Raw genomic sequence first — 17,244 nt, forward strand, 5'->3', positions numbered from 1 at the left:
CCAAGAGCGCGGGGATCGGCGGGCCCCGTCGGGGACGAGCGGAAAACCGGCCGTGACGACCGGCGCGCTTTTCGGGATGAGCGGCGACGAGCGTCGTGCGATCGCGCGGGCCTGGCTGCTGGGCATCGGCCTGATCGCCACCATCTGCGTCGTCAACATCCTGACGATCCGCCACGATGATCCGGATCTGCCACCCCTGTTTCCCATCCTGTGGGAAGGCAGCAGCGCACTGGTCACCCTGGCGATCTTCGCGATCCCGGCTGCTGTCGCCCTCTGGACTCATCGCAGCGGGCCGCGCTGGTGGCAAGCCGTCCCCGTCCATCTGGTCGCCGTCCTGGCCTATTCGGCCCTGCATGTGGCGGGCTTCGTGGCGCTACGGAAACTGGCCTATCTGCTCCTGCTTCAGCAGGACTATGATTTCGGCGATCTCACCCGCGAGTTCCCCTACGAGTTCCGCAAGGACCTGGTCGCCTATGGCATTGCCTGGTTCATCTTCCAGGTGTCCCTTCGCCAGGGCCACCAGCCGGCTACAGCCCCGACCATGGCCTCGCCCAGGACCTTCGACATCCAGGACGGAACGCGCCTGGTCCGGGTGCCCATCGACGACATCCTGGCCGTCCGCTCGGCCGGCAACTATGTGGAATTCGTGCTGGTCGACAGCCGCCGGCCTCTGATGCGCACCCCGCTGGCAACGATCGAGACAGAGCTGGCCGAACACGGCTTTGTCCGCAGCCATCGCTCCTGGCTGATCAACAAGGCCAGGGTGACCGGGCTACGTCCAGAAGGGTCAGGCGACTATGCCGTCGAACTCGGCAGTCAGGAGGCACCGCTATCACGGCGCTTTCCCGAGGCCCTCGCGCGCCTCCGACGTTAGAGCAGCAGACCCATCAGGATGTCGTCTTCGAGACGGCCATCCGGATAGCGACCACGCGCCACCTGACGCCCCTCGTGCTGGAAGCCCAGTCGCTCGTACAGACGGATCGCGCCTGGATTGCCCGCCCCGGCGGCCAGTTCGATCCGCAGGATCGGCGGCTGCATCGACCGGGCATGGGCAATCAGGGCCTCGAACAGCCTGGACCCAATCCCCCGCCCCTGACGGTCAGGATGAACCGCGACCGTCAGGCTCGACAGCACATGCGAGAACAGAGCCACCGTCTCGCGCGCCGCATGGATCTCGCCCCAGATCGTGCCGTCTGGCCCGACGGCGACGAAACTGATCCCGGCGATGCAGCGTTCCACATAGGCTTGGGTGATCTCGTCCGGCCGGCGGGCCAGCCCGTCCGGAACGGCCGCCGCAGCCTTGTGCAGGGCGATCAGGGCGGTGATGTCCTCCGGACCGGCAGGCCGGATAGTATAGCTCATGCGCCCCTCTGGAACGGATAGAAGTCACTGCCCAGGTCGAGGATGACGGTCAGTTCGTCCAGGGCTTCACGGACCTCAGTGAGTAGCAGAGGATCGGCCAGATCGCCCGGCACCAGGCGGTCGCGATAGCGACGCTCGACCCAGTCCGCCAGGCGGTCATGCAGGGCAGCATCGAACCTCTGAGCCGGATTGGCCGCCGCCAGCTCGGCCTCGGTCAGCACGACCCGCAGGCGCAGACAGGCCGGTCCGCCGCCATTGCGCATGCTCTGGCGCACATCGACATAGTCGACGCGTCCGATCGGACCATTGGAGGCGGCAAGGCTTTCAGCCACGGCATGGGCGCGAGGATTGTCGCGGGTCTCGGCCGGGGCCAGCAGGACCAGCCGATCCTCGCCGGGAATGACCAGCAGCTGCGAATTGAACAGGTAGCTGGCCACCAGGTCCGCCATCGGCAGATCGGCTTCCGAGATCTCGACAAAGGCCGGCTCGAACAGTCCGTCCGCCGCCCGACGGACCGACGCGATCATGGCGTTGCGGTCCTCGAAGGCGCTCTCGTGGAAAAACAGGCATTCGCGGGTGCCGACACAGACGACGTCGTTATGGAACGCCCCGCCATTGATCGCCGCCTTGCCCTGACGCGGGAAGATCGCCCGTGCCGCGCCGTGGCGACGTTCAACCGCCTCAAAGGCCTCGCGGGTCTGGCGGGCCGGGTAACGGCCATCCCAGTGTTCCCAAGCCTCACGACCCCAGACGAACATGTTGACGCCCGGCGCGCCATGCTCCGCACACAGGCGCACATGGTTGGCCGCGCCTTCATCGGCAAAATGGGGCTGGGCCGGCAGCGGATCGTGCACGGCGAACCTGGACTCGTCCGCAAACAGCCGCCGCAGGCTGCGCGTAGTCTGCGGGCCCTCCAGGCTCCGATGCAGATTGGTCAGCAGATTGGCGGGGGTGAAGTGAACCCGTCCGTCCGCCGCGTCAGCGCTGGGCGTTACGGTGGCGGCATTGGCAGCCCACATCGGCGAGGCCGAACAGGCGGCGGAGGCCAGGGCCGGAGCCTCCTTCCAGGCCCGCTCGAGCACGGTGCCATCCGATCCGGAAAAACCCAACGCCTTCAATAGGCTTAGGTTCGGACGCTCATGTGGAGGCAGGGCGAACTGCGGCACGCCCCAGTCGGCGAGCTTGCGCATCTTGCCAAGACCTTCGAGCGCCGCACCGCGAGGATTGGAGACCTCGCCGGCATTCTTCTGGCTGGCGAGATTTCCCGGTGACAGGCCAACATAGGAATGGGTCGGCCCGACCAGACCGTCGCAATTGGCTTCAACTGCCGAAGTCATGCTCGCAAACCCTTGATATCACTAAATGTATTTAGGACTGCATCCGCTTCAAAACTGGCCACCGGATAGGCGCAATAGTCGGCGGCATAATAGGCGCTGGGACGGTGGTTGCCGGAGGCCCCGAGACCCCCGAACGGCATGCTGCCTGCGGCACCCGTCGTCGGCCGGTTCCAGTTGACGACGCCTGCGCGGATCCGGTTGAGGAACTTGTCCCAAAGCCCTGACTGATTGGAGATAAGTCCAGCCGACAAACCGTAGCGGGTGGCATTGGCCGCCGCGATGGCCTCCTCGAAGCTGCCGACCCGGCGCACCTGCAGCAGGGGCGCAAACAGCTCTTCGTCCGCCACATCGACGCCGGTGACATCGACAAAGCCCGGGGACACGAAGGCGTCGCTGAGACCGTCCAGACCACCCAGTGTCCGAATGCGCTGACCGCCCAGGGCGTCCGCGCCGGCCTTGGCCAGGGCTGCGGCCCGCGCCGAGATCAGGGGCCCCATGAAGGGCTCGCTTGGACCGTTCCAGGGTCCGGCCGTCAGGCGATCCGACAGGGCTGCAACGGCCTCGATCACCGCCCTGCCCGCCGCGTCATCCGACACGATCAGGCGCCGGGCGCAGGAACAGCGCTGACCGGTGGTGATGAAAGCCGACTGCACGACCAGGGCCGCTACGGCCTCGGCGTCGCCGGCGTCCCAGACCACCAGGGGATTGTTGCCGCCCAGCTCGAGGGCCAGGATCACGTCAGGGCGATCCGCGAAGTACCGCCGGAAGAAGGCACCCGCCTGGGCCGAGCCGGTGAACAGCAGGCCGTCGATCTCTTCGGCGATCAGGGCCTGGCCGGTATCGCGCCCGCCCTGGACAAGATTGATCACGCCGGACGGAACGCCGGCTGCCTCGAGGGCCTCAACCAGCAACTGACCGACCAGCGGCGTTTCCTCGGACGGCTTGAATACCACCGTGTCGCCGGCCAGCAGGGCCGGCACGATGTGGCCATTGGGCAGGTGACCTGGGAAGTTGAACGGGCCCAGCACCGCCATGACGCCATGGGCGCGATGGCGCAGAACAGCGCGCCCGAATGGCATGGCGTTTTCGACGCCGCCCGTGCGTTCGTCATAGGCCCTGATCGACAGGTCGACTTTGCCGGCCATCGAGGCCAGCTCGACCCGTGTCTCCCACAGGGCCTTGCCGGTCTCGCGGCTCATGGCCTCGGCGAAGGCCGGTGTGCGCTCGACCAGGATCTCCTTGTAGCGGCGCAGGATCGCGATGCGGGCTTCGCGCGGCTGATCGGCCCAGGCCGGAAAGGCGCGGCGTGCGGCGGCCACGGCAAGGGCGACGTCGGCCTGTGCCGCCGACGCTTCACGCCAGATCGTCTCGCCCGTGGTCGGGTCGATGGAAACTGCTTCCGGTCCGGCACCTGCGCGCCAGACACCATCAATAAACACGCCGCCACTCATGCTTTCACCTGCACCATGTCGCCTTCGGAAACTCGCAGCGCCGAGGCCGCGTCGCGCCCCATGATCGCCGTTTCACCGTCAATGAACACCGGGGCCCGGACCGCCCTGAAGCCGCCGATCTCGCTGGAGGAGACCAAGGCCTCCTCGCCATAGGCATCTTCGCCCAGCTTCAGGCGCAAACGGCGCGCCTCGCGGACCGTCTTGATGTCGTCGCGCCGCGCCGCAACCGTGGGCCCGGCATCGAAGATGTCGATCAGGCCCTGGAAGCGGAAGCCTTCGGTTTCGAGCATGGCCCGAGCGGCCTCGCCCTCGCGATGCACGCGCCCCAGAACCTCGCGCGCCTCCTTGGGCAGCAGTTCGGCATAGATGGGATGGCGCGGTGCGAGGTCGAGAATGAACTGCCCGTCGGTCGAGGCGCTCATCATGTCGGCCTCGTCAAACTCCAGGCGGAAAAACTTGCTGGCGACATGATCCCAGAACGGGCAGCCGCCATCCTCGTCGAACCAGCCGCGCAGTTCGGCCAGGATCATCTCGGCAAAGCGCTGCGGCTCCAGCCCGATCAGCATGTAGCGCGACTGGGCCAGAAGCCGCCCGGCCCCGCCCATCCGGCGTTCTGGCTTCAGGAACAGCGAGCCCACCTCGGACCAGCCGGCGCACTCATTGACCAGCACCAGGGCGCGGTGATCGAAGCGCTTGTCCAGGGTCGGTGAGGACTGGGCGAGGGTGACGACCCGGAACGAGAAATGCGGTCGCTTCAGACCGACGCCCGCCTTGACACCAGCGACGCCGATCACGTCCCCGGCCTCGAGGTCTTCCAGCATCAGGGTGTACCAGGCCTCGGGCGCGGCGACCTCGGCCTTGAAGCTAGCCGCCGACAGGTCCAGTCGGGCGCGCAGGGTCTGCTCGTCCTCGGGCAGGCTGGTGAAGCCTCGGCCCGACAGCAGGGCCAATTCCATCAGGGCGTCAAAATCGGTCGGGCCGGCGGGGCGGACGACTAGCATTCAAAGGTTCTCCATGGACGCGCGGATCGAACGTCCGTCGATCTCGCCGCTGGCCAGTTTCATCAGGATCAGGGCCGAGAGCTGGGCGCGCTCGACAAAGCTTTCGGGCCAGGCGTGTTCGGCTTCGCTGTGGATGTCGCCGCCGCGCACCCCCAGGGTGTCGACATTGGGCAGGCCCGAGGCGAACAGGTTGTTGCCCTCACAGACCCCGCCGGACGGCTTCCAGGCGATGTCCTGGCCGAGCAGGGCCCCGGCCTCCTTGACGGCACCGAACAGCTGTTGCTGGGCCGCGTTGAACGGCTTGGCCCCGCGGGTGATCAGGCCGTGCAGGTGGACATGCAGCCCCTCACGTGGTTCCGCGACGATCCGGGCAACCTGCGCCTCGAACCAGGCGGCACCCTCGGCATCGGGGAACCGGACATTGAACCGGGCGATCGCCACATCCGGCACCATGTTCAGCGGCGCGCCGCCATCGATCCGGGCGACATTGACGGTCACACCGTCGCGCTGGCCGTTCAGTCCATGCAAAGCCTCGGCAATGCGGGCCGCGCCGATCACGGCGTTGCGCCCCGCAGCGAAGTCGCGGCCGGCATGGGCTGCCTTGCCATGCACGACGATGTGGAAATTGCCGGACCCTTTGCGTGATGACGCCAGGGAGCCATCGGCCAGGGCCGGTTCATAGGTCAGGCCGACATGGCCCAGCCTGGCAAACTCGGCCAGGACGGGACCGGACGCGACGGAGCCGATCTCTTCATCCGGCGACAGCAGGACGCGATAGCCGACCCGGCCCGCATCAGGATGCCGCTCAAAGGCCTCCAGCGCCGCCAGCATGACGCTGATGCCGCCCTTCATGTCGGCGATCCCCGGCCCGTGCAGAGCGCCATCAGGCCGTGTGGTCACCGCCTGGAAACGGCTCGTCTCCGGATAGACGGTGTCATAGTGGCCCGTCAGAACCACCTGGACCGGGGCCTCGGGACGCACCACGACGGCAATCGCCGGCGTATGCTGCTGCTGGCCGACGCGACCGTCCGCGCCGATCACCTCGGATGCCGCGAGCGGAATCTCGGTCGGCGCGCCAGGCAGGGCCGCCACGGTTTCGAGCAAAATCTGCCTTTGGCGCTCGAGGCCCGCCAGATGCAGGCTACCGGAGTTTATCGCGCACCAGGCCACAGCCCGGTCGATAATTCGCGCGCCATCCGAGGCCAGAGCCTCCAGAACAACGCGTTCATGGTTCTCGAGTCGCATAGGCATGCCGGTCCTCCCCCAGTCACAATAAACCAAGGGCCGCGGGTAAATCGTGCTTCCTCAGACGAGGTAAACGGGCGCCCGCGCAACAGCCTTGCGCCCCTAATAGTCCTTTCGCCAGCGAACGGAAAGCTTTGCGTCGCCCTGACCGCCAATCTTTGACACCAGAGACAGGGTCCGACGGATCCTCCACTCAACCTGTGCGGCAGGACCCTCACGTCCACCACCGATGATCTCCAGATAGACATCGTCGGTGACATACTTGCCGCCCGCCACCGTCACGCCGGTGGCGCTGTTGGCGAAGGCCAGGCGATCCAGCCGCGCGAAACTGCGCAGATTGCCCATCACATCGAAACCGCCGCCTCCCGCCAGGGCCGCCAGGGCCGAGGCCAGTTGGGCGGCTTCAATCGGCGACAGCTGGGCGGCCGAGGCCCCGAAGAGCACCTGGCTGAGCACTTCATCGCTCGGCAGCTCAGGTGTCGAGGTCAGGGTGATTTCCGGCTTGGCGGCCGTGCCAGCGATCTTGACGATGGCGGTCAGCGCCGTGTCCTCACGCCGGGCGCTGAGGTTGAGACGGATGCGATCCAGCTGGGTCGAAAGCGTAACGACACCCGTACTGTCGAACTCGAACCGCTTGCCCGCGAAGTCGTACTCGCCACGCACCATGCGGGCCACGCCGTCGAGACTCGGCGCAAAGGAGGTCCCGCCGACATGGGCGTCCAGCGATAGTTCGACGTCCAGGCCCCGCCCTTTCACGAACACCCGGCGCGGGGCCTTGAGGTCGAGATCCAAAGCGATGCCGCCGCCGGGACTGGCCCGCCGGGGCTGGGTGCCCTGGTCGAGGTCCGTCGGACGATTGCGCTCTATGACATCCAGATTGACCACGCCGGCCGGGGTCTTGCTCTGGGCCGAGACATCGGCCCGATCGATGACGAGGTCTCCGCTCAGCTTGACCTTGCCGTCGGCCGAACGATTGACGGTCGCCTGGCCGGTGGCAGTGGCGGTGGCCAGGTCATTGTCGATCAGGCGGAAGGCCTTGAGGTCGAGCCTGAAGCTGCTTACGCCTTCGCGGTTGAGGCTGATGCGTCCCGCGCCGGCCAGGGAACCGCTTATCCCGTCTTCCGCCGTCGCCTGGCTTACGTCGATCGCATTGTCGGCCAGCGCCATGCGCAGGGTAATGTTGCGCAGACGCAGGCCGGTACGCCCCTCTTCAAAGCCGCCGCCATCCAGGGATGCCCGCCCGACCAGCCGCGGATCGGCCAGGGTTCCGCCGAGAGAGCCCTCGGCATCGATCTTGCCGGACAGCGACCGTTCCGGCCCCAGCAGCAGATCCCATAGGGGTTTGATCTCGCCCTGGGCCTTGAAGGACCCCATGACGGGCCGCCGACGATCGATCGCCAGTCGCAACGGCGAGGCCGAGGCTTCGGCCGGCAGCTGCAGGCGCGCCTCGGATGTGAGGCCCTGACGATTGGCCCCCTCGGCCACGAGCGTCAGCACGCTGTCTTTCAAATCACCATGGATCTGGGCGTTCAGCGACTGCTCGATCTTGGACCCACGTTCCCGCGCGCCGGTTAGCTTGGCTTCAAACTCGCCGAGCAAGGTTTCGCCCTGGCCGGAAAGATTGAACGTGCCATCAATGTCGCCGGCCAGGTCCGGATCGAAGGCCGAGAGACTGACGCCGGCCAGACGCGCCTTGAGACTGGAGCGTTCCGGACCGATGTCGGTGTCGAGGTCGGCCTGGCCGTCTCCGATCAGAAGCCGCAGCCTCGAAAGGATCGAAGCGCCCCCAAGGCGCATCACTGACGTCTCACGCGTCTTGATATCGGTCCGTCCCATGCGTCCGGAAGCGTCGAGAGACAGGGTGTAGTCATCGCCGGACTGCGCGAGCGCACCCGTTCCCGCCAGCCGCCAGCGCCCGCCGGGTGCCAGGCCCTGTGCATCGACCGTCAGGGGCAGATTGCCCAGGGATCCATCGGCCTTGATCCGAGCCGTACGCAGTTTCCAGTTGCCGCTGGCGATATCCTCGGCGGTCAGATCAAGGGTCGCGCGGGCACTGTCGCTCCCCTCGACGATCCGGACAGAACCCGCGACCCGCCCCTGGGACAGGAAGGCGCCTGGTCCGATCGACACCAGCAGATTCGCTGAAGCCGGCTGCCGTCCGCGCAGAGACACATTGCCCGTCGCTTTCGCCCCGCCTGCGTCAAGATCAAGGTCTGTGAGTTCCAGCCCGCCTGCCGCAAAACGGAAGGCCGCTCCAGCTCGGGCCGGTCCCTGGAGACTCTGGGCCGTAAGCCGTGCGACCCCGTCGGAGCCGTCTGAGGTACGCTCAAAGGTCAGGGCGAGATGGGCCTGGGTCAGGGGCAGTCTCGGAAGATCGATCGAGTCAAAATCAGCCGTCAGGTCCAGCCTTGGCCTGGCCAGTGTGCCGGCGACGGTGCCATCGCCCTTGGCCTTGCCGGTGACTTCGATGGGACCGGCCGTGAACGGCCCCGTCGCCGTCCAATCCAGCTTGAAGCCCAGAGTGCCGTCACGTCGCATCGCACCCGAGGTCCGGACTTCAGCCGCCGTCCCCTCAAGTTTGGCATTGTCGATCGTCAGGACTCCATCCTGCCACGCCCCCCGACCGCTGAGGCGCGGCGACTTGCCCAGCAGGCGATCCAGTTCCGCCAGGCCGGCTGCAAAGTCCTGACCTTTGGCATCAACGGAAAAGGCCCAAGGCCTGCCCTGTGCGCTGCTGGCCGACCACTTGGCCGCCAAATTGCCGCGCGCCCCGGCCCGGACCGGTGCAAGACTGGCGACACGCGCCTCCCCCCGGAAGCTCAGCCCCCCCAACAGACTTCGATCGCCCTCACCCGTCACCACCAGGTTGGGCGCGGTGATCCTGGCCGAGCGGATCAGGAACGGGCCGTTCTTTAGCCGCACGCCCTCGAAATCGGCCTTGGGGCTTGCCCCGAGCACCGCCAGGATCCCGGTTCCGCCCCCGCCCTGTCCGGCGGCTTGGGCCTTGATCGTCAACTCTCCCTTGGACCATCGCACCGAAGCCGGGCCGCGGGCGCGTTCCAGGTGATAGCCCAGCAGGGACAGGTCCGAGACATCGGCATCCCCCTCGACGGTGAAGCCGCCCTTTTCCAGCCGAAGCCGGCCCTTCACCTGCCCGGCCCCCATCTCAGGAATCGAAACAATCGTCTTGAGCGACCCGATCTTCGCCGTGAAAGGCAGACCGTCGGGGCCCGTGCGCCTCTTGCCGATGTCGGCCAGACCTCGCGACTCAAGAACAAGGTTCGCGGACCTGATCCGGGTGGTCAGATCAAACAGACCGCCCTTCGACTTGCGGCCTTCAAGGCTGAAGCTGGCCTCGGGACCAAACATGGCCTCCAGGCGGTGGGTCAGGCTGGAGGCTCCCAAGTCGATCCGCCCCCGCGCTGAGCCGCCTTCAGGCGTCCAGGCACCGGTAGCGTCGAGGGGTATGTCTGCCCCCGATCTCGCCGTCAGACTGAAGGCTCCGCGCGTCATCGCGCCCTCGGCCTTGGCCTTGAGATCGAAGGCCCGGTCGACCGGCAGACCCAGGGCCCCGGCTATGGCCCCGCCATCGGCTTCGACGGCTTCGGCCTTGAGCCGAAGCGTGTTCTTGCCCCCCAGATCGAAGTCCAGGTCCAGCCGGTCGCCCCGGTGTAGCCGACTGGCCAGGCTCAGCCGGCCCTTCTGACCGCCCATGCGTGCAAACTCGTAGGACCCGGCAACATCGAAATCGCCTGCCTGGCGACTGAAGGCGGGCCGGGTGACCAGCCGAAGCTTGACCCTGTCCAGGTCTACCGACACTGGGGCCTGTGCGGGCTTGCCTGCAGGGCCGAGGATAGGCCGGCGCAGGACCGTCACATCCCCCGCCTGGATCTGTTCGGCATGAAAGCGTCGCGTCAGGAGTTCGGATGGTCTCCAGACGACCCGCACATCATGGGCTTCCAGCCAGGGGCCCTTGTCGTCCTGGATCGCCAGGCGACGCACACCAAAGTCCCGCCAGATGTCGCCTCTCACGCCCTCGACGGTCAGTCGGCCGATGCGGCCCAGCTTCAGGCCGCTGACCCTGGACTCCAGGAGCAGGCGCCCCTGCGGGGTGGTCGGCCCATAGCGCAGACCACCGAGAACCGCCCCGATCAGGACCAGGACCGACACCAGGGCAATCAGCAACCTGCCGGGTCCTCCGCGCTTCCGGACCGGAGCGGCCGGAGCCTCGCCGGGCGGTTCTTCAGGGGCGTTCTGGGGGCGGACCTCGGTCAAAAGCTCTGCCCGATACTGATGTAGATCTGAAAGGCCGGGTCACCCGAGCGCTTGCCCAGAGGGATCGCGATGTCCGCCCGGATGGGACCAAAGCCCAGATCATAGCGAACGCCGATTCCGGCCCCGAACCGAAAGTCTTCGGTGTCGGGCTTGCGCTCCGGCCCGATCGCTCCAGCGTCCACAAAGGCAACGCCGCCCCAGCGCTCGGTGAACCGATGGCGCACCTCAAAGGACGTCTCGACCAGGGATACGCCGCCCTGCGGAGTATTGTCGGCCAGTCGTGGACCAATGGCCTGGTAGGCATAGCCCCGCACGGAGCCGCCCCCGCCAGAGAACAGCCGACGCGACGCTGGTATCTCCGACACCAGGGCCCCGAATATGGCCCCCACCTTGACCCGTGCCGCCAGGACCGTGCCGGCGTCCGCGCCGAAGGGAACATAGGCCGCGCCCTGCACCTGGGCCTTCAGATAGGCCAGGGTCGTATCGCCAAAGCTGGTTGTCGGTTCGGCTCGGGCCTCAAAACGCCACCCCCGGGTCGGATCCAGGATATTGTCCGACTGATCCCAGGCCACGGCACCCAGGGTGGTCAGGGTCGCCAGGTTCAGAGTCTCCCGCACGGCGGCACCGTTTGAGGTCACCAGTTGTTGTGACTGGGCCAGGTCCAGCGCCACCCCCAGGGTTCGATAGGACGTGGTCTTGCGTCGCCGGGTCAGGTCCGCGCTGATCGTCGCGCCGGTTTCGTCATAGGCGTCCGTCGTTTCCTTGAAGACGGCACCGTTCAGCTTCAGGGTCTGCTGCGGCCGACGCCAGTGCGGCAGGGCCACTTCGCCGCCGACCCGTTTTTCCAGCTTGGCCAGCCGGACCGTGTAGGTGGTGGTGTCCGCCCGCTGCAGGCGGTTGTAGCGGATCAAGCGGGCATCCACGCCCGGCCCTTCGCTGGTCGAATAACCCGCGCCCAGTTCGACCGTCCGTTCAGGACGATCGGTCAGATTGACCACCACCGGCCTGAGCCCGCCTGGCCGGACCTTGTCGCGCGGCGCGAGGGATACCGACACCGAGTCATAGACGGCGGTATCCCTGAGGCGGCGCTCCAGTTCGGCAACATGCTCCGGATCATAGACGTCGCCCGCCTGCCAGGGGACCAACTGGGCGACCCAATCCGGATTGCTGCGGCCCTTGGTCACCACCTCCACGCCCTCAAGCCGGGTCAGTTCGCCCGCCACGATATTGAAGGTGGGGCGAACCGTATGGTCCGCATGGTCGACAATGACTTCCCGCGGTTCGGCCGCGGCGTCGGCATAACCCAGCTGCTGCACCTGGGCGATGACCCGCCCTTCAGCCCCAAGGATGGCGGCCGCGCGGCCAGGGTCGCCCGGGGTCAGACGCATAGCCGCAAGCGCGCTTCTGTTGACCCCATCCTCGGGTGGGGCCCCCTGCCAGATGATCTTCGGTTCGGCGAGAACAAAGACCGGCCCCGGGTTCACCTTGACCACACCGCGTGGCACCTCCTCCTCGGTGATGTCGGGTTCGACGGCATAGGCGTAGTAGCCCTCAGCCCGAAGCACGGCGACGACGTCGTCGCCGGCGTCGCGGGCACGACGACGTGCTTCAGCGCGGCTTTGCGGCGCAGCCTTGGAGGTCGAGAGCACGCGCAGGATCGCGTCGCGCAGAGTCTTGTCTTCTACCCCGGTGATCGTGGCCGAAGGCTCGTCAGCCCATGCGGCACCGGCCAGCAGCCAGGCTGCCGTCGCGATCCCGAGGGCCAATCGTCTACGCACCAAGCCGTATTCCCCGCGCGGAGCGCCCCCGCTCCCCTGTAGTCGCCGACCTCGCCGCTGTCACCGTTGGAAATGCAGCGGCCCGGACGGTGGCTCCTTCCCTCACCGACCAAAAGGCGCCCAAATGTTAGGCAGTCATGCGCAAAGGCGCGGCGACGGCGAAATTCGCCGACGTCAGACGCCGTGACGTTCTAGGGTTGGACACGGCACGTCAGACTCGGCGGAGCCCAAGGCAAACAGCGTGGATCAAGGCGTGGCGGCGAAAACTCAAGACCTGGAAGCACCAGCCCTTCCCCTGACCGAGGCGGCCTACCTGCCTGGTGTCGCCTATGACGAGATGTTCGCGCCCGGTGGCGCTGTACGTCCGCACTACGACCCTCTGCATGCGCGTATGTCCACGCTGGGCGGGGCAGAACTCGCGGGGCGGCAGCAGACCCTGGAGCGGTCTTTCCTGCTGCAGGGCATCACCTTCACGGTCTATGGCGGCGGCGAGACCACGACCGAGCGGATTATTCCGACCGACCTCTTCCCCCGCATCATCCCGGCCCAGGAATGGGCCAAGATTGAAGCCGGTCTGACCCAGCGCCTTCTGGCCCTGAACCTGTTCCTGGCCGACATTTATGGCGAACAGCAGATCCTCATGGACGGCGTGGTGCCGCGCGAACTGGTCCTGGGCGCGCCCTCCTACCGGCGCGAGATGCAGCACATCTTCGTGCCCCATAAGGCCTATGCCAATGTCTGCGGCAGCGACCTGATCCGCTGCCAGGACGGACAGTTTGCCGTGCTGGAGGACAATCTGCGGGTGCCGTCCGGCGTGTCCTACATGCTGGCCAACCGCGACGCGGCCAAGCGGACCTTTCCGGGGACCTATCGGGCTGCCGGCGTGCGGCCCGTCGAGCGCTATCCCGATCTGTTGCTGGCGACCCTGAAAAGCATGAGCCCCGAATGGCGGCCCAATCCCCAGGTCGTGGTCCTGACGCCGGGTGTTTACAACTCGGCCTATTACGAGCACGCCTATCTTGCCCGCCTGATGGGGGTTCCGCTGGTCGAGGGCCGCGATCTCGTGGTCCACGACAACATGGTCTACATGCGCACGACCACCGGCATTCGCCGGGTGGACGTGATCTATCGGCGGGTCGATGACGACTATATCGATCCCCTGACCTTCCGCCGGAACTCGTCACTGGGTGCTGCAGGCCTGTTCAATGCCTATCGCGCCGGCAATGTGGTCATCTGCAACGCCCCCGGCACCGGGGTCGCCGACGACAAGGCGGTCTATGCCTATGTCCCCGAAATCATCCGCTACTATCTCGGCGAGGACGCCATCCTGCCGAACATCGAGACCTATCTGTGCCGCGAGCCCGCACAGCTGAGTTTCGTTCTGGCCAACCTGGACAAGCTGGTCGTCAAGGCGGTCGGGGCCTCCGGCGGCTATGGCATGCTGGTGGGACCGCATGCCTCGCAGAAGGAGCGTGACGACTTTGCCCTGGCCATCAAGGCCGATCCGGAAAACTACATCGCACAGCCAACCATCCAGCTGTCGACGGCACCCTGTCTTGTGGATGGTCGTATCGAGCCCCGCCATGTTGATCTGCGGCCCTTCATCCTTTCGGGCGAGAAGACCATCGTCACGCCGGGTGCCCTGACCCGTGTCGCGCTGAAACGCGGCTCTCTGGTGGTCAATTCCAGCCAGGGTGGCGGCTCCAAGGACACCTGGGTCCTGGCCGAGGACCATCACGCCAACGGCCTCGGAGGAGCCCGCCCATGATGCTCGCTCGCGTCGCCGACAGCCTCTACTGGCTGGGCCGCTATATTGAACGCGCCGAACACCTGTCGCGGCTGTCCAGCGTGATGCTGAACGCCACGCTGGACCAGACCGATTCTGGCGTCCAGGCCGTGTGGATCGCCCTCTCTGCTGTCGGCGAGCCGGACGTGAGCAGCGCCGTCGGCTCGTTCGAAGCGGCTGAGGCCCTGGCCCTGGACCGCTCGGATCCCAATTCGGTGGTGTCCTCCCTGGCCCGCGCCCGCGAGAACGCCCGGCAGGTCCGCGACCAGATCACGACCGAGACCTGGGAACGGCTGAACCTGCTCTATCTGAAGGTCACCGACGAAAACGCGCGCCGCGATTTCGCCGAAGGCTCAACCACCTTTCTCCAGGACATCATCGCCGACCTCCACCTGTTCAAGGGGGCCGCCGATACCACCATGAGCCACGGGGAAAGCTGGCGGTTCATGATGCTCGGCATGTATCTGGAGCGAGCCCAGCTGGTGTCCCGTCTGTTGGAGGTCTGTTTCGCCGAAACACCCGGCCGCCAGATCAATGACCATATCGCCCTGGTCAGCCTGCTGCGCATGGCCTGCGCGCTGGAACCCTATCTGCGGGTCTATACGGCCGAGATCGAACCGCGCCACATCCTCGAATTCCTGGTCTTCGATGAAGACTTCCCGCGCTCGATCCGCTTCGCCACATCGCAGATCGAGGCCAATCTCAGCGTTCTCGCGCGGCGATCGGCCAGCGAAGGTGCCGGACCTGAGCGGATTGCCGGGCGTCTGAAAGCCCGACTGCAATTTGCCGACATCAATGAGCTCGAGAACCAGGGTGCCGGAGCCTTGCTGACCTCTGTCGTCAACGAGTGCGCCAGAATCCACGAAGCGATCTACGAGACCTTTGTCGCCTATCCCCTTGAGATGCGTCTTCCGGCCTAGGACCACACACGTCCGCTCGCCAAAAACAACAGCGGTTTCACCGACCGCAACGCGACCCCGTAAGGACTGACCCAGTGCTGCTCGAAATTCGCCATGTGACCCAGTACCACTATGAGCGCCCGGTTCGGGAAAGTCTGATGGAGCTGTGGATGCAGCCCCAGAAGACGCCCCGCCAGCGCCTGATCAGCTTCGAGCTGGACCTCAACCCGGTCGCCCAGGTCTTTTCCTATGCCGACAGCTTCGGCAATGCCGTCTACCACTTCGACGTGCCACAACCGCACGACAACCTGACCATCGTCGCCCGTTCTGCGGTCGAGACCGAGGCACCGGGCGAGCGTCCGGATGCCCTGGACATGGGGGAATGGGACCGCCTGCGCAGCGAGTTTGTCCGGGGCGAGTGCTTCGACTTCCTGCGCCTGCACGGCTTTGTGGAATCGACCGAGGCCTTGAGTGCCTTCGTCAATGAACACAATCTCGACGACCTTCGCCGGCGCGATCCCCTGACCGCGATCCGCCGCCTGTCCGAGACCATCTATCAGGCCTTCGAGTACCAGCCGGGGGTGACCGACGCCGACAGCCCGATCGATCTGGCCCTGAGCGCCGGCCGTGGGGTGTGTCAGGACTTTGCCCACATCATGCTGGCCGTCTGTCGCTCCTGGGGTGTCCCGGCCCGTTATGTGTCGGGCTACCTGTTCACCGACCGCGAGGCCGGCGACCGGTCCGATCCGGATGCGACCCATGCTTGGGTGGAAGTGTTCCTGCCCAGCCTGCGCTGGGTCGGGTTTGATCCGACTAACAACATGATGACGGGTGAACGCCACGTCGCCGTGGCCGTGGGGCGCGACTATGCCGACGTCACGCCGTCACGCGGTGTCTATAAGGGCGACGCCCTCAGTGAACTGGCGGTAGGCGTTTCCGTCCGCCGCGCCCGCGCCGCCCTCGCCGAGCCAGAGTTTCTGCGGATGGCCCGGCCAAACTTCTCCGGCGGGCGCCGCCGCCCCGACAAAGCCGCCGCACTCCGGCAGGACCTGCATCAGCAGCAACAGCAACAGCAGCAGTAGATCAGGCCGGATAGACGTGCGCTTTCCGGGCGGAAAGCTTGACCGCGCCGGTGAACAGGTCGGCCTGGTCGCGGGATACCGTCACCTCGATCCGCTGGCCATCGACTGTAACGCCGTCGACGGCGGCCAGGGCACCTTGGACGTGCACGCGGTTGATGCGAACCTCAAAGCCGTCAGCCGCCAGGTTAAGATCATGAGGCCGAACAAAGGCCACAGCCTTGCCATCAGCCACAGTCCCGGCGGAAAGGCTCACGGCTCCCGCAGCGAAGCGCCCGCCGGAAACCGTGCCCTCAAAGCGATTGGCCTCACCCACGAACCCGCAGACGAAAGGCGAAACCGGCTCGTCATGCACCTGGGCGGGTGTTCCGACCTGCTCGATGACGCCCTGGTTCAGGATCGCCACGCGGTCGGCCAGGTCGAGAGCCTCTTCCTGGTCGTGGGTGACGAAGATGGTGGTCACGCCGGTGGCATCGTGAACCCGGCGCAGCTCCTTGCGCAGCGACTTGCGGACCGTGGCGTCCAGGGCCCCGAACGGCTCGTCCAGAAGTAGGACGCTCGGCTGTACCGCCAGGGCGCGTGACAGGGCCACACGCTGACGCTGTCCGCCTGAGAGCTGGGAAGGATAGCGCCCACCCAGGCCCTCCAGTTCGACCAGGCGCAGCAGGTCATCGACCCGCTTGGTGATCTCAACCTTGGACGGCTTGTCCTTGCCCTTGCGGACATCCAGGCCAAACGCAATGTTTTTGGCCACGGTCATGTGCTTGAACAGCGCATATTGCTGGAACACGAAGCCCACGCGGCGTGCGGCGGCCGAGGCATAGGTGACGTCCTGGTCATGGAACAGCACCTGGCCGGCATCGGGAAACTCCAGGCCAGCGATAACCCTGAGCAGGGTCGTCTTGCCCGAGCCTGAAGGGCCCAACAGGGCCAGCAGCTCGCCATCGGCGATCTCGAGCCCGACCTTGTTCAGCGCCGGATAGCGGCCGAACTTCTTGTCGACGGAACGGATGGAGATGGTCATGGGACGG

The 17,244-nt window shown here is 66.3% G+C and carries 12 protein-coding genes; 4 read left to right on the forward strand and 8 right to left on the reverse strand.

The genetic code is table 11. The features are described from left to right. Window positions 1-52 precede the first annotated feature (52 nt). Window positions 53-874, forward strand: coding sequence for a LytTR family DNA-binding domain-containing protein (locus ACW17U_RS08740; protein ID WP_492055567.1), 822 nt, complete (start codon window positions 53-55; stop codon window positions 872-874). Here ACW17U_RS08740 and ACW17U_RS08745 read toward each other — a convergent pair. The 7 genes from ACW17U_RS08745 to ACW17U_RS08775 form a co-directional block, all read right to left on the reverse strand. Further along, a complete protein-coding gene (locus ACW17U_RS08745) occupies window positions 871-1,362 on the reverse strand; it encodes a GNAT family N-acetyltransferase (protein ID WP_062146130.1) in 492 nt (163 codons plus the stop codon). The genes ACW17U_RS08740 and ACW17U_RS08745 overlap by 4 nt on opposite strands. Continuing rightward, complete coding sequence (gene astB / locus ACW17U_RS08750; protein ID WP_492055568.1) at window positions 1,359-2,699, reverse strand: N-succinylarginine dihydrolase; 1,341 nt, start codon at window positions 2,697-2,699, stop codon at window positions 1,359-1,361. The genes ACW17U_RS08745 and astB overlap by 4 nt, the downstream gene beginning before the upstream one ends. Beyond that, window positions 2,696-4,150: a succinylglutamate-semialdehyde dehydrogenase gene (gene astD / locus ACW17U_RS08755; RefSeq protein WP_492055569.1), complete on the reverse strand. Its 1,455-nt coding sequence runs from the start codon at window positions 4,148-4,150 to the stop codon at window positions 2,696-2,698. Before astD ends, astB begins: the two co-directional genes overlap by 4 nt. Further along, window positions 4,147-5,151: an arginine N-succinyltransferase gene (locus ACW17U_RS08760; protein WP_062146123.1), complete on the reverse strand. Its 1,005-nt coding sequence runs from the start codon at window positions 5,149-5,151 to the stop codon at window positions 4,147-4,149. Before ACW17U_RS08760 ends, astD begins: the two co-directional genes overlap by 4 nt. Then, complete coding sequence (locus ACW17U_RS08765) at window positions 5,152-6,396, reverse strand: hydrolase (RefSeq protein ID WP_492055714.1); 1,245 nt, start codon at window positions 6,394-6,396, stop codon at window positions 5,152-5,154. A gap of 102 nt (window positions 6,397-6,498) precedes the next feature. Then, complete coding sequence (locus tag ACW17U_RS08770) at window positions 6,499-10,581, reverse strand: translocation/assembly module TamB domain-containing protein (RefSeq protein WP_492055570.1); 4,083 nt, start codon at window positions 10,579-10,581, stop codon at window positions 6,499-6,501. An 86-nt stretch (window positions 10,582-10,667) separates the two neighbouring features. After that, a complete protein-coding gene (locus ACW17U_RS08775) occupies window positions 10,668-12,449 on the reverse strand; it encodes an autotransporter assembly complex protein TamA (protein WP_492055571.1) in 1,782 nt (593 codons plus the stop codon). Window positions 12,450-12,702: 253 nt separating this feature from the next. On the opposite strand from ACW17U_RS08775, the gene ACW17U_RS08780 reads away from it, so the two are divergent. The 3 genes from ACW17U_RS08780 (at window position 12,703) to ACW17U_RS08790 (ending at window position 16,216) form a co-directional block, all read left to right on the forward strand. Next, on the forward strand, window positions 12,703-14,217 hold the full coding sequence (locus ACW17U_RS08780) for a circularly permuted type 2 ATP-grasp protein (protein WP_492055572.1): 1,515 nt from the start codon (window positions 12,703-12,705) through the stop codon (window positions 14,215-14,217). Continuing rightward, complete coding sequence (locus tag ACW17U_RS08785) at window positions 14,214-15,155, forward strand: alpha-E domain-containing protein (protein WP_062146115.1); 942 nt, start codon at window positions 14,214-14,216, stop codon at window positions 15,153-15,155. The genes ACW17U_RS08780 and ACW17U_RS08785 overlap by 4 nt, the downstream gene beginning before the upstream one ends. Window positions 15,156-15,229: 74 nt before the next feature. Further along, window positions 15,230-16,216, forward strand: a complete 987-nt coding sequence (locus tag ACW17U_RS08790) for a transglutaminase family protein (RefSeq protein WP_492055573.1) — start codon at window positions 15,230-15,232, stop codon at window positions 16,214-16,216. A gap of 1 nt (window position 16,217) precedes the next feature. Here ACW17U_RS08790 and ACW17U_RS08795 read toward each other — a convergent pair whose 3' ends face one another. Next, on the reverse strand, window positions 16,218-17,237 hold the full coding sequence (locus tag ACW17U_RS08795; protein ID WP_492055574.1) for a sulfate/molybdate ABC transporter ATP-binding protein: 1,020 nt from the start codon (window positions 17,235-17,237) through the stop codon (window positions 16,218-16,220). Between the last annotated feature and the right edge of the window lie 7 nt (window positions 17,238-17,244).

Source organism: Caulobacter sp. AVps16, from assembly GCF_058681455.1.

Excerpts from the sequence above, each read along its gene's own strand:
- ACW17U_RS08760 (WP_062146123.1), bottom strand. The coding sequence starts at position 5,151 with ATGCTAGTCGTCCGCCCCGCCGGCCCGACCGATTTTGACGCCCTGATG.
- astD (WP_492055569.1), bottom strand. The coding sequence starts at position 4,150 with ATGAGTGGCGGCGTGTTTATTGATGGTGTCTGGCGCGCAGGTGCCGGA.
- ACW17U_RS08785 (WP_062146115.1), top strand. The coding sequence starts at position 14,214 with ATGATGCTCGCTCGCGTCGCCGACAGCCTCTACTGGCTGGGCCGCTAT.
- ACW17U_RS08745 (WP_062146130.1), bottom strand. The coding sequence starts at position 1,362 with ATGAGCTATACTATCCGGCCTGCCGGTCCGGAGGACATCACCGCCCTG.
- ACW17U_RS08795 (WP_492055574.1), bottom strand. The coding sequence starts at position 17,237 with ATGACCATCTCCATCCGTTCCGTCGACAAGAAGTTCGGCCGCTATCCG.
- astB (WP_492055568.1), bottom strand. The coding sequence starts at position 2,699 with ATGACTTCGGCAGTTGAAGCCAATTGCGACGGTCTGGTCGGGCCGACC.
- ACW17U_RS08765 (WP_492055714.1), bottom strand. The coding sequence starts at position 6,396 with ATGCGACTCGAGAACCATGAACGCGTTGTTCTGGAGGCTCTGGCCTCG.